The sequence below is a fragment of the Bradyrhizobium sp. HKCCYLRH2047 genome (assembly GCF_051168175.1).
Lineage (GTDB): Bacteria > Pseudomonadota > Alphaproteobacteria > Rhizobiales > Xanthobacteraceae > Bradyrhizobium.
Genome location: NZ_JBNPUM010000002.1, coordinates 718283 through 740648, shown reverse-complemented (window position 1 = coordinate 740648; position 22366 = coordinate 718283). Strand labels below are relative to the sequence as shown.

At 66.5% G+C, this 22366-nt stretch carries 15 protein-coding genes; 6 read left to right on the top strand and 9 right to left on the bottom strand.

Annotated elements, in window-relative coordinates; all coding sequences use genetic code 11:
* Positions 1 to 97: 97 nt before the first annotated feature.
* A complete protein-coding gene (gene gltB, locus ACQR1D_RS06925) occupies positions 98 to 4834 on the top strand; it encodes a glutamate synthase large subunit (protein WP_434839652.1) in 4737 nt (1578 codons plus the stop codon).
* Between the two features lie 314 nt (positions 4835 to 5148).
* Positions 5149 to 6597, top strand: coding sequence for a glutamate synthase subunit beta (locus ACQR1D_RS06920; RefSeq protein ID WP_316179620.1), 1449 nt, complete (start codon positions 5149 to 5151; stop codon positions 6595 to 6597).
* 982 nt (positions 6598 to 7579) lie between these two features.
* On the opposite strand, the gene ACQR1D_RS06915 is transcribed toward ACQR1D_RS06920, so the two are convergent.
* Genes ACQR1D_RS06915 through ACQR1D_RS06905 form a run of 3 tightly spaced genes read right to left on the bottom strand, consistent with a single transcriptional unit; the run spans position 7580 to position 10238 of the window.
* A complete protein-coding gene (locus ACQR1D_RS06915) occupies positions 7580 to 8395 on the bottom strand; it encodes an arylamine N-acetyltransferase family protein (protein ID WP_434839651.1) in 816 nt (271 codons plus the stop codon).
* Between the two features lie 15 nt (positions 8396 to 8410).
* Positions 8411 to 9226: an arylamine N-acetyltransferase family protein gene (locus ACQR1D_RS06910; protein ID WP_434893730.1), complete on the bottom strand. Its 816-nt coding sequence runs from the start codon at positions 9224 to 9226 to the stop codon at positions 8411 to 8413.
* 10 nt (positions 9227 to 9236) lie between these two features.
* Positions 9237 to 10238 carry a KpsF/GutQ family sugar-phosphate isomerase gene (locus tag ACQR1D_RS06905; protein ID WP_315801808.1) on the bottom strand — a complete coding sequence of 334 codons (1002 nt, stop codon included), beginning with the start codon at positions 10236 to 10238 and terminating at the stop codon, positions 9237 to 9239.
* A gap of 169 nt (positions 10239 to 10407) precedes the next feature.
* Here ACQR1D_RS06905 and ACQR1D_RS06900 point away from each other — a divergent pair, with 169 nt between their 5' ends.
* Positions 10408 to 12126 carry an outer membrane beta-barrel protein gene (locus ACQR1D_RS06900; RefSeq protein WP_434839649.1) on the top strand — a complete coding sequence of 573 codons (1719 nt, stop codon included), beginning with the start codon at positions 10408 to 10410 and terminating at the stop codon, positions 12124 to 12126.
* A gap of 135 nt (positions 12127 to 12261) precedes the next feature.
* Here the strand turns inward: ACQR1D_RS06900 and ACQR1D_RS06895 are convergent, their stop codons facing one another.
* The 3 genes from ACQR1D_RS06895 to hemH form a co-directional block, all read right to left on the bottom strand.
* Entirely contained in the window at positions 12262 to 12708 is a 447-nt protein-coding gene (locus ACQR1D_RS06895) for an NfeD family protein (RefSeq protein WP_315801806.1), read from the bottom strand.
* Positions 12709 to 12724: 16 nt separating this feature from the next.
* Positions 12725 to 13729 (bottom strand): SPFH domain-containing protein, encoded by a 1005-nt coding sequence (locus ACQR1D_RS06890; protein ID WP_315801805.1) that lies wholly within the window; start codon positions 13727 to 13729, stop codon positions 12725 to 12727.
* Positions 13730 to 13938: 209 nt separating this feature from the next.
* A complete protein-coding gene (gene hemH, locus ACQR1D_RS06885; RefSeq protein WP_434839648.1) occupies positions 13939 to 15006 on the bottom strand; it encodes a ferrochelatase in 1068 nt (355 codons plus the stop codon).
* A gap of 95 nt (positions 15007 to 15101) precedes the next feature.
* Here hemH and ACQR1D_RS06880 point away from each other — a divergent pair, with 95 nt between their 5' ends.
* Entirely contained in the window at positions 15102 to 15509 is a 408-nt protein-coding gene (locus tag ACQR1D_RS06880) for an MAPEG family protein (RefSeq protein ID WP_434839647.1), read from the top strand.
* Between the two features lie 215 nt (positions 15510 to 15724).
* A complete protein-coding gene (shc, locus tag ACQR1D_RS06875) occupies positions 15725 to 17815 on the top strand; it encodes a squalene--hopene cyclase (RefSeq protein ID WP_434839646.1) in 2091 nt (696 codons plus the stop codon).
* A 223-nt stretch (positions 17816 to 18038) separates the two neighbouring features.
* Here the strand turns inward: shc and ACQR1D_RS06870 are convergent, their stop codons facing one another.
* From ACQR1D_RS06870 to ACQR1D_RS06860, 3 genes are read right to left on the bottom strand one after another with little or no spacing between them, the layout of a single operon-like run.
* Entirely contained in the window at positions 18039 to 19220 is a 1182-nt protein-coding gene (locus ACQR1D_RS06870; RefSeq protein WP_434839645.1) for a nickel/cobalt transporter, read from the bottom strand.
* Positions 19217 to 19852 (bottom strand): DUF1007 family protein, encoded by a 636-nt coding sequence (locus ACQR1D_RS06865; protein WP_316179634.1) that lies wholly within the window; start codon positions 19850 to 19852, stop codon positions 19217 to 19219. Before ACQR1D_RS06865 ends, ACQR1D_RS06870 begins: the two co-directional genes overlap by 4 nt.
* 10 nt (positions 19853 to 19862) lie before the next feature.
* Positions 19863 to 21944 carry a M3 family metallopeptidase gene (locus ACQR1D_RS06860; RefSeq protein ID WP_434873547.1) on the bottom strand — a complete coding sequence of 694 codons (2082 nt, stop codon included), beginning with the start codon at positions 21942 to 21944 and terminating at the stop codon, positions 19863 to 19865.
* Between the two features lie 132 nt (positions 21945 to 22076).
* Between ACQR1D_RS06860 and ACQR1D_RS06855 the strand changes: the two genes are divergently transcribed.
* A complete protein-coding gene (locus ACQR1D_RS06855; protein ID WP_315801799.1) occupies positions 22077 to 22337 on the top strand; it encodes a hypothetical protein in 261 nt (86 codons plus the stop codon).
* Positions 22338 to 22366 lie beyond the last annotated feature (29 nt).

Genomic DNA, 22366 nt, shown 5'->3' with positions numbered 1-22366 from the left:
CGTTGGCTTCGGAGAGGGGCCGCGCAGCGCCCGGGGTGCGCCGGACTGTGTACCGGACTGTGGTGAAGGCCCTGACCAATAATTGATGGGGACGGATATGAGCGGATCGAAGGTCGAGCACGGAATTTTGGGCGGCGCGGTGCTGGCTGTGGATTCGCACGAGAAACCGGCCGAGATCACCCGCGAGTTGCATACGTGGCGTCCTGAAGCCGAGGGTCTGTACGATCCGAGCCAGGAGAAGGATTCCTGCGGCGTCGGCTTCATCGCCAACATCAAGGGCCAGAAGTCGCATCAGATCGTCGCGGACGCGCTCAGCATCCTCTGCAATCTGGAGCACCGCGGCGCCGTCGGCGCCGACCCGCGCTTCGGCGATGGCGCCGGCATCCTGGTGCAGATCCCGCACGCCTTCTTCTCGCGCAAGGCGAAGGAGCTCGGTTTCACGCTGCCGGCCCCCGGCGAATACGCCATCGGTGCGCTGTTCATGCCGCGCGACGAAGCCTGGCGGAACGTCATCAAGAGCATCATCGCCGACCAGATCGAGGACGAGGGCCTGGTGCTGCTCGGCTGGCGCGACGTGCCGACCGACAACTCCTCGCTGGGCGTGACGGTCAAGCCGACCGAGCCGCGCAGCATGCAGGTGTTCATCGGCCGCAACGGCGCCGCCAAGACCGAGGACGAGTTCGAGCGCAGGCTCTACATCCTCCGCAAGTCGATCTCGCAGGCGATCTATCAGCGCCGCGACCGCGGCATGTCGGGCTACTACCCGTGCTCGATGTCGTGCCGGACCGTGATCTACAAGGGCATGTTCCTGGCCGACCAGCTCGGCAAGTACTACGCCGACCTGCACGAGCCGGACTTCGAGAGCGCGCTGGCGCTGGTGCATCAGCGCTTCTCGACCAACACCTTCCCGACCTGGTCGCTGGCGCACCCCTACCGCATGATCGCGCATAACGGCGAGATCAACACCCTGCGCGGCAACGTCAACTGGATGGCGGCGCGGCAGGCGTCGGTGTCGTCGGAGCTGTTCGGCAAGGACATCAGCCGGCTCTGGCCGATCTCCTATGAGGGCCAGTCGGACACCGCCTGCTTCGACAACGCGCTCGAGTTCCTGGTGCAGGGCGGCTACTCGCTGCCACACGCGGTCATGATGATGATCCCGGAGGCGTGGGCCGGCAATCCGCTGATGAGCGAGGAGCGCCGCTCGTTCTACGAATATCACGCCGCCCTGATGGAGCCGTGGGACGGCCCGGCCGCGATCGCCTTCACCGACGGCCGCCAGATCGGCGCCACGCTCGACCGCAACGGCCTGCGGCCGGCGCGCTATCTCGTCACCAAGGACGACCGCATCGTAATGGCGTCCGAGATGGGCGTGCTGAAGATCCCGGAGGACCAGATCGTCACCAAGTGGCGGCTGCAGCCCGGCAAGATGCTGCTCGTCGATCTCGAGCAGGGCCGCCTGATCCCGGACGACGAGATCAAGGCGCAGCTCGCCGCCAGCCATCCCTACACCGAGTGGCTCGGCCGCACGCAGATCCAGGTCGAGAAGTTGCCGGATGCGCCGACCACGGGCGCGCGCACCAACCTGCCGCTCTTGGACCGGCAGCAGGCGTTCGGCTACAGCCAGGAAGACATCGCGATCCTGATGACGCCGATGGCCGCCACCGGCGAGGAGGCCACGGGCTCGATGGGCAACGACACGCCGATCTCGGCGCTGTCGGACAAGCCGAAGCTGCTCTTCACCTACTTCAAGCAGAACTTCGCACAGGTCACCAACCCGCCGATCGATCCGATCCGCGAGGAGCTGGTGATGAGCCTGGTCTCGATCATCGGCCCGCGACCGAACCTGTTCGACCTCGAGGGTGTCGCCTCGACCAAGCGGCTCGAGGTGCATCAGCCGATCCTGACCGATGCGGACCTGGAGAAGATCCGCTCGATCTCTGAGGTCTCCGACAGCCACTTCGTCTCACGCACGCTGGACACCACCTTCGATGCGAGCCTGGGCGCGGCCGGCTTCGAGCAGGTGCTCGACGATCTCTGCGGCCGCGCCGAAGCCGCGGTGCGCGAGGGCGTCAACATCATCATCCTGTCCGACCGCATGGTCTCGGCCGACCGGATTCCGATCCCGTCGCTGCTCGCCTGCGCCGCCGTGCATCATCACCTGATCCGCACCGGCCTGCGCACGTCGGTCGGCCTCGTCGTCGAGAGCGGCGAGCCGCGGGAGGTGCATCACTTCGCCTGTCTGGCCGGCTACGGCGCAGAGGCGATCAATCCGTATCTCGCCTTCGAGACCATCATCGCGCTCAAGGACAAGCTGCCGGGCGCGCTGAGCGACTACGAGGTCGTCAAGCGCTACATCAAGTCGATCGGCAAGGGCCTGCTCAAGGTCATGTCGAAGATGGGCATCTCGACCTATCAGTCCTACTGCGGCGCGCAGATCTTCGACGCGGTCGGCCTTCGCGCCGAGTTCGTGCAGAAGTTCTTCGCCGGCACCCACACCCGCATCGAGGGCGTCGGCCTCGCCGAGATCGCCGAGGAGACCACGCGCCGTCACCGCGACGCGTTCGGCGATGCGCTGGTCTACAAGTCGGCGCTCGATGTCGGCGGCGAATATGCCTACCGCACCCGCGGCGAGGACCATGCGTGGACGGCAGAGTCGGTTGCGACCTTGCAGCACGCCGTGCGCGGCAACTCCAGGGAGCGCTACCAGGCGTTCGCCAAGCTGCTCAACGAGCAGTCGGAGCGGCTGCTGACCCTGCGCGGCCTGTTCCGGATCAAGTCGGCCGAGGACGACAAGCGCAAGCCGGTTCCGCTCGACGAGGTCGAGCCGGCGAAGGAGATCGTCAAGCGCTTCGCCACGGGCGCGATGAGCTTCGGCTCGATCTCGCGCGAGGCGCATACGACGCTCGCGATCGCCATGAACCGGATCGGCGGCAAGTCGAACACCGGCGAAGGCGGCGAGGAGGCCGACCGCTTCAAGCCGCTGCCGAACGGCGATTCCATGCGCTCGGCGATCAAGCAGGTCGCCTCGGGCCGGTTCGGCGTGACGACGGAGTACCTCGTCAACTCCGACATGATGCAGATCAAGATGGCGCAGGGTGCCAAGCCCGGCGAAGGCGGTCAGCTGCCCGGCCACAAGGTCGACGCCACCATCGCCAAGGTGCGCCACTCGACCCCGGGCGTCGGCCTGATCTCGCCGCCGCCGCATCACGACATCTACTCGATCGAGGATCTCGCGCAGCTGATCTACGACCTGAAGAACGTCAATCCCGACGGTCAGGTGTCGGTCAAGCTCGTCTCGGAGGTCGGCGTCGGCACGGTTGCGGCCGGCGTCGCCAAGGCGCGCGCCGACCACGTCACGATCGCGGGCTTCGAGGGCGGCACCGGTGCTTCTCCCCTCACCTCGATCAAGCATGCGGGATCGCCATGGGAGATCGGCTTGGCCGAGACGCATCAGACGCTGGTGCGCGAGCGGCTGCGCAGCCGCATCGTGGTCCAGGTCGACGGCGGTTTCCGCACCGGCCGCGACGTCGTCATCGGCGCACTCCTTGGCGCCGACGAGTTCGGCTTCGCCACCGCGCCGTTGATCGCGGCCGGTTGCATCATGATGCGCAAGTGCCACCTCAACACCTGTCCCGTGGGCGTCGCCACCCAGGACCCGGTGCTGCGCAAGCGCTTCACAGGCCAGCCCGAGCACGTCATCAACTTCTTCTTCTTCGTCGCCGAGGAAGTCCGCGAGATCATGGCCGCTCTGGGCTACCGCTCGTTCAACGAGATGGTCGGCCAGACCCAGATGCTCGACCAGTCCCGCCTGGTGGCGCATTGGAAGGCCAAGGGCCTCGACTTCTCCAAGCTGTTCGTCAAGCAGAAGGCGGAGCCGGGCCAGAAGGTCTATCACGCCGAGAAGCAGGACCATCACCTCGACGCCGTGCTCGACCGCAAGCTGATCGAGCAGGCCAAGCCCGCGCTCGACCGCGGCGCGCCGGTCAAGATCGAGGCCGAGATCAACAACACCGACCGTTCGGCGGGCGCGATGCTCTCCGGCGCGGTGGCGAAGATCTACGGCCATGCCGGCCTGCCGCAGGACACCATCCATGTCAGCCTGAAGGGCACCGCCGGCCAGGCGTTCGGCGCGTGGCTCGCCAACGGCGTCACCTTCGAGCTCGAAGGCGAAGGCAACGACTATGTCGGCAAGGGCCTGTCGGGCGGCCGCATCATCGTCAAGCCGCCGCGCAACTCCGGCATTGTGCCGGAGGAGTCGATCATCGTCGGCAACACCGTGATGTACGGCGCCATCTCCGGCGAGTGCTTCTTCCGCGGCATCGCCGGCGAGCGCTTCGCGGTGCGCAACTCGGGCGCGGTCGCCGTGGTCGAGGGCGCGGGTGATCATTGCTGCGAATACATGACCGGCGGCATCGTCGTCGTGCTCGGCAAGACCGGGCGCAACTTCGCGGCCGGCATGTCCGGCGGCGTCGCCTATGTGCTCGACGAGGCCGGCGACTTCGACAAGCATTGCAACATGGCGATGGTCGAGCTCGAGCCGGTGCTGTCGGAGGAGATGATCGCGGAAGCCTCCTATCACCAGATGGGCGATCTTGAGGCGCATGGCCGGGTCGACGTGTTCAAGAACCTGCTGGCGTCCGACATCGAACGCCTGCACATCCTGATCTCGCGTCACGCCAAGGCCACCGGCTCGAAGCGCGCCGCAGAAATCCTGGCGAACTGGAAGGACTATGCGCCGAAGTTCCGCAAGGTGATGCCGGTCGAGTACCGCCGCGCCCTGAAGGAAATGGCGGCCAACGCCGACGCCGAGCCGAAGATCGCGATCGGGGCTTGATATCTCTCCTCATGGTGAGGAGGCGCGTAGCGCCGTCTCGAACCATGAGGCCGAGAGCGGGGCCTCACCCTTCGAGACGCGGCGAAGACGCCGCTCCTCAGCGGTGAGGAGAAAATAGGAGCAAACCCTCATGGTGAGGAGGTGCGCAGCACCTTCTCGAACCATGAGGCCGAGAGCGGGGCCTCACCCTTCGAGACGCGGCGAAGACGCCGCTCCTCAGGGTGAGGAGAAGTAGGAGCAAACCCTCATGGTGAGGAGGCGCGAAAGCGCCGTCTCGAACCATGAGGCCCGAGCAGTCAGGGACGTCGTAGGTCATGGGCAAGGTCACAGGTTTTCTCGAAATCGAGCGGCACGATCGCAAGTACGCGCCGGTTGCCGAGCGTCTGAAGAACTTCAACGAGTTCGTGGTGCCGCTCTCCGAGAAGGAGCTGCGCGACCAGGCGGCGCGCTGCATGAATTGCGGCATCCCCTACTGCCACGGCACGGGCTCGGCCGCGCCGGGCACCACCGGCTGCCCGGTCAACAACCAGATCCCGGACTGGAACGACCTCGTCTACAACGGCAACTGGGAAGAGGCGTCGCGCAACCTGCACTCGACCAACAACTTCCCGGAGTTCACCGGCCGCATCTGCCCTGCCCCGTGCGAGGCGTCGTGCACCTTGAACATCGACGACAACCCGGTGACCATCAAGACGATCGAATGCGCCATCGTCGACAAGGCCTGGGAGAATGGCTGGCTGAAGCCGGAGCCGGCCTCCGTCAAGACCGGCAAGAAGGTCGCGGTCGTCGGCGCGGGTCCGGCCGGTCTCGCAGCCGCGCAGCAGCTGGCGCGCGCCGGACACGAGGTGCATGTCTATGAGAAGCACGCCAAGGCCGGCGGTCTGCTGCGCTACGGCATTCCCGACTTCAAGATGGAGAAGGGTATCATCGACCGCCGCATCGCGCAGATGGAAGGCGAAGGCGTCGTCTTCCACTACGGCGTCAATGTCGGCGGCAAGGATGGCCTCGATGCCAAGACGCTGCTGAAGGATTACGACGCCGTGGCGCTGACCGGCGGCGCGGAAGCCCCGCGCGACCTGCCGATCCCCGGCCGCGATCTCGCCGGCATTCATTACGCGATGGACTTCCTGCCGCAGCAGAACCGCCGCGTCGGCAACGAGCCGGTGAATGCGACCGAGATCCTCGCCGGCGGCAAGCATGTCGTCGTGATCGGCGGCGGCGACACCGGCAGCGACTGCATCGGCACCTCGCTGCGCCAGGGCGCGCTCTCCGTGACCCAGCTCGAGATCATGCCGGCCCCGCCGGAGCGCGAGGACAAGGCGCTGACCTGGCCGAACTGGCCGCTGAAGATGCGGACATCGTCGAGCCAGGCCGAGGGCGCGATGCGCGAGTTCGCGGTGCTGACGCAGAAGTTCGAGGGTGAGAACGGCGCGGTCAAGAAGATGCACTGCGTCCGCGTCGACGCCCAGTTCAAGCCGATCCCGGGCACCGAGTTCGAGCTCGCAGCCGACCTCGTGCTGCTGGCGATGGGCTTCGTGCATCCGGTGCACGAGGGCCTGCTCAAGAGCCTTGGCGTCGACCTCGACCCGCGCGGCAACGTCAAGGCCAACCTGACCGACTACCAGACCTCGCTGCCGAAGGTCTTCTCCGCCGGCGACATGCGGCGCGGCCAGTCCCTGGTGGTCTGGGCGATCCGCGAGGGCCGCTTGTGCGCCCAGGCCGTCGACAAGTTCCTTATGGGCAAGACCGAGCTGCCGCGCTGAGCGCGGAGTGTAGTGGACGTGCTGTAGATCAGCCTTAGCCCGACTGCCCACCCCGACGCCGGTGCGCTCCCCTCCCCCTTGCGGGGAGGGGTCGGGGGTGGGGGTCACCGGGCGCCGAACAGCGTTGGATCCGCCGGCGCTTCAACATGCCCAAGAACATGCCGAAGAACATGCCCAAGGCAGTCACCGCTTTCGTCGCCCTCTTCTTCTGAAGTCAGCTATGAGCTTCCGTCATTGCGAGGAGCAAAGCGACGAAGCAATCCAGAGCCGCGCAACCGACTCTGGATTGCTTCGCTGCGCTCGCAATGACGCGGTGAGACTATCGAGCTCAGCATGCGCCCTACTCACGGATAGAGAATTCAGCTCTCATCAGATCGAACGTGACTCGGGGACCCCCACCCCCGATCCCTCCCCGCAAGGGGGAGGGGAGCGCACCGATTGCGTCGCTTGCAGCTCCAATCCAATTTGCAGCATTCATTGCACGGACAACAAAAAAAGGGATGGGGGCTTCCTCGACGAGAGTCTCCGCTCGGCCTGAAGTGGCAGGTCAGGCCGTGGTCTCATGATCGATCGGATGAGCGTCGAAGCGTCAGGGTCGACGTTGCAACCGTGAAGCCCCCACCCGTCCTGGCCGTGAGGCCAGCTCGGATGAGCCGCGGTGCGCGGCTCCGATGTCAGGAAGGATGCGGCCGTGTTCGGTGAGGGCAGCCCTGCTCGGACACACTCGGCAGGATTGATCGCGTCGCGTGCATCACGATGTCAGTCATGCTGGACGATCCCCATTGTTCGACGGCTGGCAGCCGCGAGCCCCTCAGGTTCCCGCAACCTAAGGGTGCGACTCTTAACATAAACACAATGAGAGGGCCGGCATTCCCGTCAAATTCCGCACGACACGCGAAAAAGTTCCGCAGCGACTCGTGCTCGCATGCGCGGCCGCAACGCACGTTCGATCACAGAACACCGCGTGCAACCTGCAACGCGATCAGCTCGACGTCCGCACCCAGATGTCTTCGACCGGCACCGGGGGCGTCACACGGAAGATGTCGTCGATGAGACGGCCAAGCTCGCCGGCGCTCTCGATGATCCGCTCCTCGATCACCTCGCCATCGCGCGCCTGCCGCTGATAGCGGCGGCTGACCAGCTTGTGCCGCACACGAGGCTCGACACGCTCCATCATCAGCGTATGCGTGGCCGGCACGTTCGGGCTGGTCGAGGTGTACCAGTTGCCGAGCACGTAGTCGGCATGGATCTGCGGCGCGAGATCGAAGGCGTACATCATGCGCCAGCCCGCCGGCTGCTTTGCGCTGACCGTGTAGAGTCCGTCCCACGTGCCGATGCGAAACGTCCCCATCGGCGTCTGCTGCTCGGGCCCGATCTCGAGACGGATGGGCGCATCCATCATGCAGATGCCGAAGCCGACATCGACGAGATGCGGATGGCCGTCGACCTCGACGAGCAGCATCATGTGCTGGCGCGGCCCGAGCGGATCTGATGGCGCCGAGCGCCAGCGCACGCGCCCCGTCAGGCCGTTGACCTTGAATCCGATCGCTTCCAGCGCGGCCTGGAACAGCACGTTCTGCTCGAAGCAGTAGCCGCCGCGGCGGCCGAGCACGAGCTTCTGCTGCACGGACGGCAGGTCGACATGGACGGAACGGCCCATCAGCGGATCGAGCGCCTCGAACGGCAGCGCGTCGACATGCGCAGCCTGCAGCGCTGCGAGCGTCGCCAGGTCGGGCGCGAGCGGCCCGCGATAGGCGATGCGGGCGAGATAGGACTCCAGCTGAAACTCATCCGCCATCGCAACGCCTTCCCGTCAACCCTCGATGCGCGCCCAGATCACATCGACGGACACCGGAGGTGTCAGCCCGAACACCTCCTCGATGACGCTGCGCAGCGTCTCGGGCGTTTCGATGATCTGCTCGCTCCTCACCTCGCCATCGCGCGCCTCGATGACCAGGCGGCGATTGACCAGCTTGTAGCGCGCCTCGCGGGTCAACCGCTCCAGGATCAGCATCGAGGTGAACGGCGTCAACGGGCTGGTCGAGGTAAACCAGTTGCCGTGCACGTAGTCGGCATGAATCTGCGGCGCGAGGTCGAAGACGTACATCGTGCGCCAGCCGGCCGGCTGCCTCGCCGCGAGCCAATACAGCCCATCGGAGAGCGTCAGACGGAACGTCCCCATCGCGGTCGGCTGCTCGATGTCGGCAACCATCTGCAGCGGCGTATCGAGCAGGCAGGAGCCGAAACCGACATCGGCGATGTACGGCCCCTCCGGCAGGTCGACCTTCAGCATCATGTGCGTGCGCGGCGTCAGTGGCGCGTCGGCATCGAGCCGCCAGCGCACCCGCGCCGAGAGCGGCGTCACCGCAAAGCCGATCGCCTCGAGCGCGGCCTTGAACAGCGCGTTCTGCTCGAAGCAATAGCCGCCCCGACGGCCGTCGACGATCTTGGCCTGGACCGAGGCGAGATCGATGTTCACGGGCCGGCCGAGCAGCGGATCGATGCCTTCGAAAGCGATGGCATCGACATGGGCGGCCTGCAATCCGGCGAGCGTCTGGAACGTCGGCGTCAGCGGGCCGCGATAGCCGATGCGGGCGAGATATCTGTCGAGATCGAAACGGTCGGTCATGGTGGGAAGGTCACGCCACCCCTGCCCGCAACAGATCGTGCATGTGCAGGATGCCGACCGGCTTGGCGCCGTCGGTCACGATCAGGGTCGTGATCTTGGCGGAGTTCAGGATCTCCAGCGCCTCGGAGGCCAGCGCCTCGCGGCGCACGGTGCGCGGGTTCGCGGTCATGATCTCGTCGACCGAGACGGACAGCAGGTCGGCACGCATCTTCCGGCGGAGGTCGCCGTCGGTGATGATGCCGGCGACATGGCCACGGCCATCGACGATGATGACGCAGCCCAGACCCTTGGCCGACATCTCGGCAAGCGCATCGGCCATGCCGGTGCCGAGCGGCTTCAGCGGCACCGCGTCGCCCGAGCGCATCAGATCGGAGATATGTTTGAGCATGGCGCCGAGCTTGCCGCCCGGATGGAAATTGGCGAATTCGAGCGCGGTGAAGCCGCGGCCTTCGAGCAGCGCGATCGCGAGCGCATCGCCGATCGCGGCCTGCATCAGGGTCGAGGTGGTCGGCGCCAGATTGTGCGGACAGGCCTCGCGCGCCTTCGGCAGCTCCAGCACGATGCGCGCCGCCTCCCCCAGCGACGATTGCGCATTGGAGGTGACCGCGATCAGCGGGATGGCGAAGCGCTTGGTATAGTTGACCAGCGTCTTCATCTCCGGCTGCTCGCCGGACCACGACAGCGCGATGACGACGTCGTCCGAGGTGATCATGCCGAGATCGCCATGGCCGGCCTCGGCGGAATGGACGAAGAAGGCGGGCGTGCCGGTCGAGGCGAGGGTTGCGGCCATCTTGCGGGCGACGTGGCCGGACTTGCCGAGGCCGGTGAGGATCGCCCGGCCCTTGGCTTGGCGGATCAGCTCGACGGCAGCGGCGAAGGCTGCTCCCAAGGGCCCGGATAGCGCCGCGGAGATCGCGGCAATGCCGTTGCTGCCGGCGTCGAGCGTGCGCAGTGCCGACTGGATATCTGCGTTGGCGGGAGCGGTGTCGGGCAACGGCTTCGATCTCGGCATGCGGACTTCCAGGGCTGAACAGTCAGGCGCCGCTCTTTAGCATGGGTAAGGCAGCAAGGCGCCATCAACAGCCCATTAACCATATTTGTTTTTACTCCCTTAACGACGCGGTTTGCCGGCGGCGCGGGCGTCCCGACGACGCAATTGATTTTGTTGGAGTATTTTCATCGTGGGGTGGAGGCCTGACAGCGGCCGCGCGAGGCGCGCGCGAAGGCGCGCGGTGTGGCGCGGCGCGTCCGCCGCATGCCTGCTGCTCGCCGCGCTCGGCCCCGAGGCCGCCCGCTCCCAGACCATCGACGTGTTCCGGCCGGTGCGCGACGGCTTCCTGGCGCCGCAGGACTCCCCGTTGCGGCGGACCGTGGTCAGCGGCCTGACCGATGCCGTCCCGACGCCAGGGCTGCCCGCGACGCCTGCGCCGGCCAGCTCGGCCGCACGACGAAATCTGGTCCCCCTGCCCGGTGTGCCCGCGGCCAGCGGCGCATCCGATGTCGGCTATGATTCGCTGAATCGCACCCGCAAGAAGCCGAAATACTATCCCGCCCAGGCGCGGCCCAAGCCGGCGCCGGGCCCCGGCACACCGCCGTCCGGCGAGCTCACCGGCCAGTTGCGCCCGACCCTGCCGCCCTCGGCCTCCGCCAACCGGCAGCCGCTGCCGCCCGCGATGGCGGGCACCGTCCCCGGCCAGCCGCCGCGCAAGCGCCTCAGGATCGACGACGACCCGTTCGGCGCGGTCGGCGACTACGCCGGGCCGTTCCTGATCAAGGGCGCGGTCGAGCTCTCCGCCGGCTATGACAGCAACCCGGCCCGCCTCGCCAGGCCGCGCGGCATGCCGGCCTGGGTGATCGCGCCGGAATTCCTGGCGGTGTCGAACTGGGAGCGTCACGCCCTCGTCGCCGACCTTAGGGGATCCTTCACCGGCTATGGCAGCACCCTGCCGGCCATCATGGACGGCGGCATCAACTCGGCGCCGACCACGCTCGACCGCCCCGACTTCACCGGCCATGTCGACGGCCGCCTCGATATCACGCGCGACACCTCGATCGGCGCCCAGCTCCGCCTGCGCGCGGCGACCGACAATCCCGGCAGCCCCAGCGTGCAGGCCGGATTGTCGCGCTATCCGGTCTACACCACGCTCGGCACCACCTTAGGCATCGACCAGCGCTTCAACCGGCTGCAGGTCTCGGCCGGCGCCACCACCGATCGCACCAGCTATCAGCAGAGCAAGCTGACCGACGGCACGATGACGTCGAACGATGACCGCAACTACAACCAGTTCGGCGGCATCGGCCGGGTGTCCTATGAGGTCATGCCCGGCCTGAAGCCCTTCACGGAAATCCAGGGCGACAGCCGCGTGCACGACGAGAAGATCGATCGGTCCGGCTATCAGCGCGATTCATCCGGCGGCTACGCCAAGGCCGGCACCTCGTTCGAGTTCACCCGGCTGCTGACCGGCGAGGTCTCGCTCGGCTATGCCACGCGCAGCTATGTCGACCCGCGGCTGAACCGGCTGCAGGGCTTCCTGACCACGGCCTCGCTGGTGTGGTCGGCGACGCCGCTGACCACCGCGCGCTTTCTCTCCGACACGCAGCTCGCGGAGACCACGGTGGCCGGCGCCTCCGGCGTGCTGGTGCGCACCTACACGGTGCAGGTCGATCACGATTTCCGCCGCTGGCTGACCGGCATCGGCAAGTTCAGCTTCGGCACGCTCGACTATCAGGGCTACGGCCGCAGCGACCGCACCTATTCGGCCGAAGGCAACCTCGTCTACAAGATGTCGCGCAACGTCTGGGTCAAGGGCACGCTGCGCTATGACAAGCTGGACTCCAACATTGCCGGTGCCGGTTCGTCGGGCACGGTGGTGATGCTGGGCGTGCGGCTGCAAAACTGATCCCCGCTCTCTCCTCCGTCATTGCGAGGAGCGCAGCGACGAAGCAATCCAGGGTTTTGGAAACGACTCTGGATTGCCTCGCTGCGCTCGCAATGACGTGGTGAGAGCGTTGCTTCAGGCGACATCACCCGGAGCTTACGCCGCCGTCACCGTCAGATGTGCGCCGTCCGCCTGCACGATGCGCACGCGGCTGCCGGCGGGCGTGTCCGGGCCGGCGACGCGCCACACCGTGTCGTCGATGCGCACGGTGCCGTTGCCGCCGACGATCGGCTTCTCCAGGGTGAACTCGCGGCCGACCAGCGCGGCCGAGCGGCGGTTGAGGAACGGATTGTCCTGCGATGGCGCCGCGTTGGCGCGCGCCAGCCGCCGCCACAGCGGCACGGCCGCGATCGCGAACAGCGCGAACAGCAGGATCTGCAGTTGCCATCCCGGCGCGATGACGAACGAGATCAGGCCGACCAGCAGCGCCGCGAGGCCTAGCCAGAACAGGAAGATGCCGGGCGCCAGCAGCTCCAGCGCCATCAGCAGGACGCCGAAGATCAGCCAGTTCCAGGTGCCGAGCGTGACGAACATGTCGCTCATGATCGCCTCCTTCGCTCTACGTCCGCGGCGGCACGGGCGGCGCCGGCGGCGTCCCCGCCGACGGCACCGAACCGCCGCGGCGCGCGGCGGCCACGGCCGAAGCCGCGCTCTCACCGAACGTCGCCTTGGCGATCTCGCCGATGCCGGCGAGCGAGGCCAGCATGCCCGTCGCCTCCAGCGGCAGCATGATCACCTTCTGGTTCGGTGAATCGGCGAGCTGGCCGAATGCCTTGATGTATTTGTCGGCGATGAAGTAGTTGAGCGCGGCGACATCGCCCTTACCGATCGCGTCCGACACCATCTGCGTCGCCTTGGCCTCGGCTTCGGCCGCGCGCTCGCGCGCCTGGGCATCGAGAAAGGCCGATTCGCGGCGGCCCTCCGCCTGCAGGATCTGGCTCTGCTTCGCACCTTCCGCGCGCAGAATCTCCGACTGGCGCTGGCCCTCGGCCTGCAGGATGTCGGCGCGCTTGACGCGCTCGGCCTTCATCTGACGGCCCATCGCCTCGACCAGATCGGCCGGCGGCACGATGTCCTTGATCTCGATCCGGTTCACCTTGAGGCCCCACGGCGACACCGCGGCGTCGACGACCCGCAGCAGCCGCTCGTTGATCTCGTCGCGATGCGACAGCACCTGGTCGAGATCCATCGCGCCCATCACCGAGCGGATGTTGGTCATGGTCAGCGTGACGATCGCCTGGTTGAGGTTCGACACCTCGTAGCTCGCCTTGGCGGCGTCGAACACCTGGTAGAAGGCGACGCCGTCGACCGTCACGGTGGCGTTGTCCTTGGTGATGACCTCCTGCTCGGGGATGTCGATCACCTGCTCCATCATGTTGATCTTGCGCCCGATGCGATCGAAGAAGGGCACGATGATGTTGAGGCCCGGCGACAAGGTGCGGGTGTATTTGCCGAACCGCTCGACGGTCCAGTCGAACCCCTGTGGCACGGTCTTCACGCCGGAATACAACGTGAAGATGACCAGCAGCACCAGCGCTATGGCGAAAATGTCGAAACCGCTCATGGATCCTCCAAGGGAGGAGACGGTCGTCCCCTCACCAGCCTCTGCAGCCATCACAATCTAGGGATTGCTGCATGATTTTGTCGGGGATTCGTTAGGCGCGGTTCAGGAAAGTATTTTCGAAGGTTGCAGCGGCATTAACCTTGCGCCGCCGCACGGCTCACCTAGCCGAAGGCAGAGAAGCGCCGGCGGGCCGGCTCAGAGCCAGCCCGTTACAGCCAACCCTGCAGCTCGCGCAGCACGAGCTGCCGCAGTACCTCCATGCCCGGGGCACTGTCGTTCAGGCACGGCACGGCGGAGAATTTCTCGCCGCCATTGTGCTTGAAGATCTCGCAGTTCTCGCCGGAGATCTCCTCCAGCGTCTCCAGGCAGTCGGCGGCGAAGCCGGGCATCACCACGGCGATGCGCTTGACGCCGTCCTTGGCGAGCTTCTCGATGGTCTTGTCGGTGTAGGGCTGCAGCCACTCCGAGAAGCCGAAACGCGACTGGAAGGTCAGCAGCAGCTTGGTGTCGTCCATGCCGAGCCGCTTGCGCAGCAGCTCGGTGGTGGCGACGCACTGCTCGCGATAGGGATCGCCCTTGTCGACATACTCCTTCGGCATGCCGTGGAACGACGCCACGATCAGCTCGGGCGTGTACGGCAGCGTCTTGAGATGGTCCTCGATCGAGACCGCCAGCGCCTCGATGTAGAAATCGTCGTTGTAATAGGGCGGCGTCACCCGGATGGTCGGCTGCGCCCGCAGCTCGGTCAGGACGCGGAACGCCTCGTCGCACACGGTGGCCGAGGTCGCGGCCGAATATTGCGGATACAACGGCACGACCAGGATGCGGTCACAGCCTTTGGCCATCAGGCCATCGACACCGGCCTTGATCGACGGATTGCCGTAGCGCATCGCCCAGTCGACGAGGACGTGGCTGCGGTCGGCGATCGCAGCGGCCAGCTTCTCACTCTGCGCGCGGGTGATCGTCTTCAGCGGCGATTCGTTCTTCTCGGTGTTCCAGATCGACTGGTAGTCCTTGGCCTTCTTGCGCGGCCGGACGTTGAGGATGATCCCGTTGAGGATGATCTTCCACAGCAGGCCCTGGTCCTCGATGACGCGACGGTCGGACAGGAACTCTTTCAGATACACCCGCACGCCAGCGGCGTCGGCCGTATCGGGCGTCCCGAGATTGACCAGCAGCACGCCGACGCGTGACGTGCTCGCGGCCGGCAACGGTTTGGCATCAAGAGCCTTGGCATCGACAGGCCTGGCATTGTCGAGGGAGATGGCGGCGGTCATGATGCCTGTGACTGGTGAAGGGCGTGGCTTGGCGGCTTGTTTCGACATTGTCAAGATAAGGGCCATTTCACCGATGTCATCGGGCTGGAGGAGCCATGACGATTGCAGAATGGTGCATTTTCGCCAGCGTAATGCTCTACCTTTTAACGATCGTGCCGGCGAAATGGATCAAGGTCGACGGCGCCGGGCGCTATGACAATGCCAGGCCGCGCGATCCGTCCTTTTATGACGGCGGCATCCGCGAGCGGGCGCTGGGCGCCCACCAGAACGGCATCGAGGCGTTCCCGTTCTTTGCCGCCGCGGTGCTGCTGGCCGAGTTCCGCGGTGCGCCGCAGAACCTGATCAACGAGCTGTCGGTGCTGTTCCTGATCGTGCGCGTCGCCTACGTCCTGACCTACGTCGGCGACCGGCCGTCGCTGCGCTCGATCCTGTGGGCGATCGGCTTCCTCATCACGGTCGGGATCTTCTTCCTGCCTTTGCTGCGCAATTACCTGCCGGTTTGAGCGGAAGCCGCGGTCCCTGCGCGTGAGCGGTGTCACATCCCTGTCCCCGCCGAGGTGCTAACCACGAGCGCTGAAGACCTCGGTCCGTACGCCTTTCGTTTCCGCTTTGATCCGGCCTGCTACGGCCAGTTGATTGGATTTGACGGCGAAATTCCCTATAGGGCGGGGTGAATTCGACGGCTGCAGCGGCGCCGTAAGCCGCCAGAGGACTTGTGATGACTTTGACCAGCTCGGCCTCCGCGCGCGCGCCGCGCGACCCGGGAAATTACCAGACCGCCCTGCAATCGACGGTGCGGGCGGCTTCGGACTGGCTGATCGCCAACCAGAAGCCGGACGGCCACTGGGTCGGCCGCGCCGAATCCAACGCCTGCATGGAAGCGCAATGGTGCCTGGCGCTGTGGTTCATGGGGCTCGAGGACCATCCGCTGCGCAAGCGCCTGGGCCAGTCGCTGCTCGACAGCCAGCGCCCGGACGGCGCCTGGCAGGTCTATTTCGGCGCGCCCAATGGCGACATCAACGCGACCGTCGAGGCCTATGCCGCGCTGCGCTCGCTCGGCTTCCGCGACGATGAGCCGCCGGTGCGCCGCGCCCGCGAATGGATCGAGGCCAAGGGCGGCTTGCGCAACATCCGCGTGTTCACGCGCTACTGGCTGGCGCTGATCGGCGAATGGCCGTGGGAGAAGACGCCGAACATCCCGCCCGAAGTGATCTGGTTTCCGCTCTGGTTTCCGTTCTCGATCTACAATTTCGCGCAATGGGCACGCGCCACCCTGATGCCGATCGCCGTGCTGTCGGCGCGGCGCCCGAGCCGGCCGCTGCCGCCCGAGAACCGGCTCGACGCGCTGTTTCCGCATGGGCGCAACGCGTTCGACTACGACCTGCCGGTCAAGGCCAACGCCGGCGGCTGGGACAAGTTCTTCCGCGGCGCCGACAAGGTGCTGCACGCCCTCCAGAACTTCGGCAACAAGCTCAATCTCGGCCTGTTCCGCCCGGCGGCGACCAGCCGCGTGCTGGAATGGATGATCCGCCATCAGGATTTCGACGGCGCCTGGGGCGGCATCCAGCCGCCCTGGATCTACGGCCTGATGGCGCTCTATGCCGAGGGCTATCCGCTCAATCACCCCGTTCTCGCCAAGGGCCTCGATGCCCTGAACGATCCCGGCTGGCGGGTCGACGTCGGCGACGCCACCTACATCCAGGCGACCAACAGCCCGGTGTGGGACACCATCCTCACTTTGCTCGCCTTCGACGACGCCGGCGTGCTCGGCGATTATCCGGAAGCCGTCGACAAGGCGGTGAACTGGGTGCTGGAGCGCCAGGTGCGGGTGCCCGGCGACTGGTCGATGAAGCTGCCGCACGTCAAGCCCGGCGGCTGGGCGTTCGAATACGCCAACAACTACTATCCCGACACGGACGACACCGCGGTGGCGCTGATCGCATTGGCGCCGCTGCGGCATGACCCCAAGTGGAAGGCGAAAGGCATCGACGAGGCCATTCAGCTCGGCGTCGACTGGCTGATCGGCATGCAGAGCCACGGCGGCGGCTGGGGCGCGTTCGACAAGGACAACAACCAGCAGATCCTGACCAAGATTCCGTTCTGCGACTACGGCGAGGCGCTCGATCCGCCGTCGGTCGACGTCACCGCGCATATCGTCGAGGCGTTCGGCAAGCTCGGCATCTCGCGCAACCATCCCGCCATGGTGCGCGCGCTCGACTACATCCGACGGGAGCAGGAGCCGAGCGGTCCATGGTTCGGCCGCTGGGGCGTCAACTACGTCTACGGCACCGGCGCGGTGCTGCCGGCGCTGGCCGCGATCGGCGAGGACATGACCCAGCCTTATATCGGCCGCGCCTGCGACTGGCTCGTCGCAAATCAGCAGGCCGATGGCGGATGGGGCGAGAGCTGCGCCTCCTACATGGATGTCAGCGCGGTCGGGCGCGGCACCACCACCGCGTCGCAGACCGCCTGGGCGCTGATGGCACTGCTCGCCGCCAACCGTCCTGATGACAAGGAGGCGATCGAGCGCGGCTGCATGTGGCTGGTCGAGCGCCAGTCCGCCGGCACCTGGGACGAGCCGGAGTTCACCGGCACCGGCTTCCCCGGCTATGGCGTCGGCCAGACCATCAAGCTGAACGATCCCTCGTTGCAGGAGCGGCTGATGCAGGGCCCCGAGCTGTCCCGCGCCTTCATGCTCCGCTACGGCATGTACCGCCACTACTTCCCGCTGATGGCCTTGGGACGCGCGCTGCGGCCGCAGGGGCATGGCAACACCGCATCCGCACCCTCGCTGTCGTCCCGGCCTTGAGCCGGGACCCATAACCACAGGGAGCGGTTTGAGGCAGGCGTGTAGTTAAAGGCTCGCTCAATCACAGCCGCCGCGGAGTATGGGTCCCGGCTCAAGGCCGGGACGACACCGATAGTTTTGCGCGATCTCGGCCCACCCCACCGCTGTCATGCCCCGCGCAGGCGCATCCAGTACGCCGCGGCGGACGTGTTGCGCAGGAGCGGAGTAGCTGACCGCACCCCGCTCAGAAGCAGGTCGTGCGTTCCGCCGCCATGTAGCCGAACAGCAGGCCGACACCGAACAGCAGCACCAGCCCGGCCGCGCCGAACTCCAGTCCCCGCATGATCAGGGCGCCGCCGCCGTCGCGGCCGGCGCTGAGGCGGCGGGCGATGTCCTTGGCGGCGACCGCGATGACGGCGATGGTGGCGACGGTGATCGCGGTGCCCATGCCCATCACGAAGGTCGCGGCGACGCCGGCCCAGAACAGGCCCTGCGCCAGCGCGAACACCAGCACCAGGATCGCGCCCGAGCACGGGCGGATGCCGGCGGCGAAGATCGCCTGGAAGCCGCGCTGCCAGCCGCCGGGACCGGCGAGCTCGCTCGGCGCGGGCCCGTGGGAATGGCCGCAACCGCAATCATCGCCGTGAACGTGATCGTGAGCAGCGTGACCATGCGCCGCCGCAGCATGGGCGTCCGCACGATCGTGGTGATGATGATCGTGGCCGTGGTGGTCGTGACCATGATGGTGATCATGACCGTGATGATCATGATGAGGCGCGCGGTGCTGATGATCATGCGCATGGCCATGATCATGCACTGACGGCGCCACCGCCGCCGCAGGCGCGCCCGCCAAGGCCAGCGCCGGCGTCGCCGGCTGCCAGGTGCGCAGGAATGCCGCGCCCTTGACCCAGACCAGACGTGCGCCGAGCAGCGCGATCAGGCCGTAGCTTGCAATCTCCACCACCTTCTCGGCGCTGCACATGTTCGCAGCCGTGGCGTTGAGCAGCACGGCACCGATGCCGACGATGACGACCGCGACCAGCGACTGCATCAGGCCCGAGGCGAACGAGAGCACGATGCCGCGCTTTGCCGTCTCCTGGTTGGCGACGAGATAGGACGCGATCACGGCCTTGCCGTGGCCGGGACCAGCCGCATGAAAGATGCCGTAGGCGAACGAGATCGCCAGCAGCCACCACACCGCCGAGCCATCTTGCTTGGCCGAGCGGATCGCCCCCGACATCTGCCGGTAGAACTCCGATTGCTTGGCGAGCAGCCAGCCGACGATGCCGCCGACCTGCGGCTCCGCCGGCGCGCCGAATGGCGGCTTGGCGAGCAGCGCATGCGAGGCGGCGTCGGCGGCGAGAAGCGCTGCGAGGATCGCAGCGCAGGTGAGGAGCGGACGGGCGGAGCTGGGGCGAGGTGTCATGGACATTCCACTGAGATCTTGTTGGCGAAATTCATTCCGAAATTGGCGTTCGCCCCGCCGCTCAGGAATGTCTGTTCGTTCATGGTCTGCGCGACGGAGCCGCCGTCGCTCGGTCTCACCAGGCCGAACTTGCAGCCCGCGGGAGCACTGACCAGCTTGACGGGATCCTTCTCCGCCATCTGGAAATCGATGAAATAGCTGGGATCGTACACCTCGACCTGGAGCTCCCTGGGCTTCACCGGCGCCTTCAGCGGCAGGGTGAAGTGCAAGGTCAGCTTGGTGTCCTTGTATTCGAGGTAGTAGTCGACGGGATCCTCGAGCTTCTGCTTGCGGCCGTCGGACTTGATGAACGTGAAATAGGCATATTCCTTCAGCGACTCGGCATTGGTCTGCGCCAGCGGCGCCAGCTCCTCGCGGGTGTAGACGCCCTTCTGCTTGGTCTCGAGGCCCTGCAACGCGTAGGTCGCGAACATGTCGTCGAAGGTCCAGGCGTGCCGCACGCCGGTCAGCGAACCGTCGGCCGCGTAGAGCAGCTCGCTGGTCGCGGTGACCCAGACATGCGGATGGGCGCTCGCCGCGCTCGCGCCGAGCACGAGCATCAGCGCACCGAGAACGAAACGAACCACCGCCATCCCCTTCACCTCAAGCCGCCGCGGGGACATCGAGCAGGCCACGCCGGCGGAGCAGCGCGTCGGGCTCGGGCTCGCGGCCCCGGAACGCGACATACGCCGCTTCCGGATCGAGCGAGCCGCCCGAGGAATAGACGTTGTCGTGAAGCCGCTTGGCGACGGTGGGATCGAAGATGTTGCCGGCTTCCTCGAAGGCGCCGAAGGCATCCGCATCCATCACCTCCGACCACATGTAGCTGTAATAGCCCGCCGCATAATGGTCTCCCGAGAAGATATGGCCGAATTGAGTCGGCCGGTGGCGCAGCGCGATCTCCTGCGGCATGCCGATCTTCTCCATCTCGGCCTTTTCGAACGCGCGCACATCCTTCGAAGCCGATGCCGGCTGGGTGTGGAACTCGAGGTCGATCAGCGCCGAGGAGACGAACTCGACCGTGGCAAAGCCCTGGTTGAAGCGGCGCGCCGCCAGGAAGCGGTCGAGCAGGTCCTGCGGCAGCGGCTCGCCGGTCTGGTAGTGACGCGCGAAGGTTTGCAGCACCTCGGGGCGCTCCTGCCAGTGCTCGTAGAGCTGCGACGGCAGCTCGACGAAGTCGGTGAACACGGCAGTGCCCGACAGCGACGGATAGGTCACGTTGGACAGGATACCGTGCAGGCCGTGGCCGAACTCGTGGAACAGCGTGCGCGCATCGTCCGGCGACAGCAGCGAGGGCTGGCCGTCCGCGCCCTTGGCGAAGTTGCAGACGTTGATGATCAAGGGCGCGGTGTCGCCGTCGAGCTTCTGCTGGTCGCGCAGCGAGGTCATCCAGGCGCCGGAGCGCTTCGACGAGCGCGCAAAGTAATCGCCATAGAACAGCGCCTTGTGGCTGCCATCGGCCGCCTTGATCTCCCACACCCGGACGTCCGGATGCCAGACCGGGATGTCCTTGCGCTCGGCGAAGGTGATCCCGAACAGCCGCGTGGCGCAATCGAAGGCGGCCGCGATCATGTTATCGAGCGAAAGATACGGCTTGATCGCCGCGTCGTCGAAGTTGGCCTTCGCCTGGCGCAGCTTCTCGGCATAGTAACGCCAATCCCAGGCCTCGAGCTTGAAGTTGCCGCCCTCCGCCGTGATCATCGCCTGCAACTGGTCGCGGTCGGCCAGCGCCTTGGCGCGGGCCGGCTTCCAGACCCGCTCCAAGAGGCCGCGCACCGCCTCCGGCGTCTTCGCCATGGAATCCTCGAGGCGATAGGCGGCGAAGTTGGGAAAGCCCATGATCCTGGCGGCCTGCTCGCGCAACGCCAGGATCTCGCCGATGACGGCGTTGTTGTCGTTGGAATTGCCATTGTCGCCGCGCGCGGTGAACGCCTTGAACACCTTCTCGCGGAGGTCGCGGCGGGCGGAGCTCTGCAGGAACGGCTCGACCGAGGAGCGCGACAGGGTCACGATCGCCTTGCCGGGCATGCCGCGCTCTTCCGCCGCAGCCTTGGCGGCAGCCACGAAGCTCTCGGACAGGCCGGCACGGTCGTCCTCGCCGAGCTCGAGGACCCAGTCCTGCTCGTCGCCGAGCACGTGGTGGCTGAAGGTGGTGCCGAGCTGGGCGAGCTTCTCGTTGATCTCGGCCATCCGCACCTTGTCGTCATCGGACAGGCCGGCGCCGGCACGGCGGAAGCGGGTGTAGGTGCGCTCCAGGAGCCGCTGCTCCTCACCGGTGAGCTTGAGGTCCTTGCGGTTGTCGTAGAGCAGCGCGATGCGGCCAAACAGCACGGCATTCATCATGATCGGGTTCCAGTGCCGCGCCATCCGCAGCGACACGTCCTTGTCGATCTCCAGAATCGCCGGGTTCGAATGCGCCGACACCAGGTCGTAGAACACCGCCGCGACCTTCGACAGCAGCTTGCCCGAGCGCTCCAGCGCCGTGATGGTGTTGGCGAAGTCGGGCTCGGCCGGATCGTGAGTGATCGCGGTGATTTCGGCGGAATGGTCGGCGAAGGCGCGCTCGAAGGCCGGCAGGAAGTGCTCGGGCCTGATCGCGTCGAAGGGCGGTGTCTGGTGGGGGGTCTCCCAGGCCACGAGCAGCGGGTTGGTCTGGGCGTCGATCACAGCGGTGGTGTCTGACATCGGCTGGGGTCCGTCCTCTCCCGGAAGTTCGATGCGCCCCTCATATCACGGAGCCGGCCCTTTTTGGGTCATTTCCCCTTGAAGGGCCGGGCCTTTTCGGAGAGATTGCGGCCCGCAACAGGACCCTGGACCATGAACGCAGAGACCACCTCCAAAGCCGGCCGCCAGATCGCTTGGCCGACCGTGATCACCGTCATCTCGGCGGCGATCCTGATCGGTGCCGAAGTGTTCGGTGCGGCCTTCGCCGGCGGCTGGGCGCTGGCGATTCTGTTCGGGCTCGGCGATAGCGGCGCGCACATCGTTCAGGCCGTGCTGTTCGCGATCGGCGTGTTCGTGATGATCGGCTTCATCCGCGGCGCGCAGCGCATCGAGCCTTTCACCAGGCGCGCGTGAACAGCACAAAAACACTGTCCTGCAAGCGT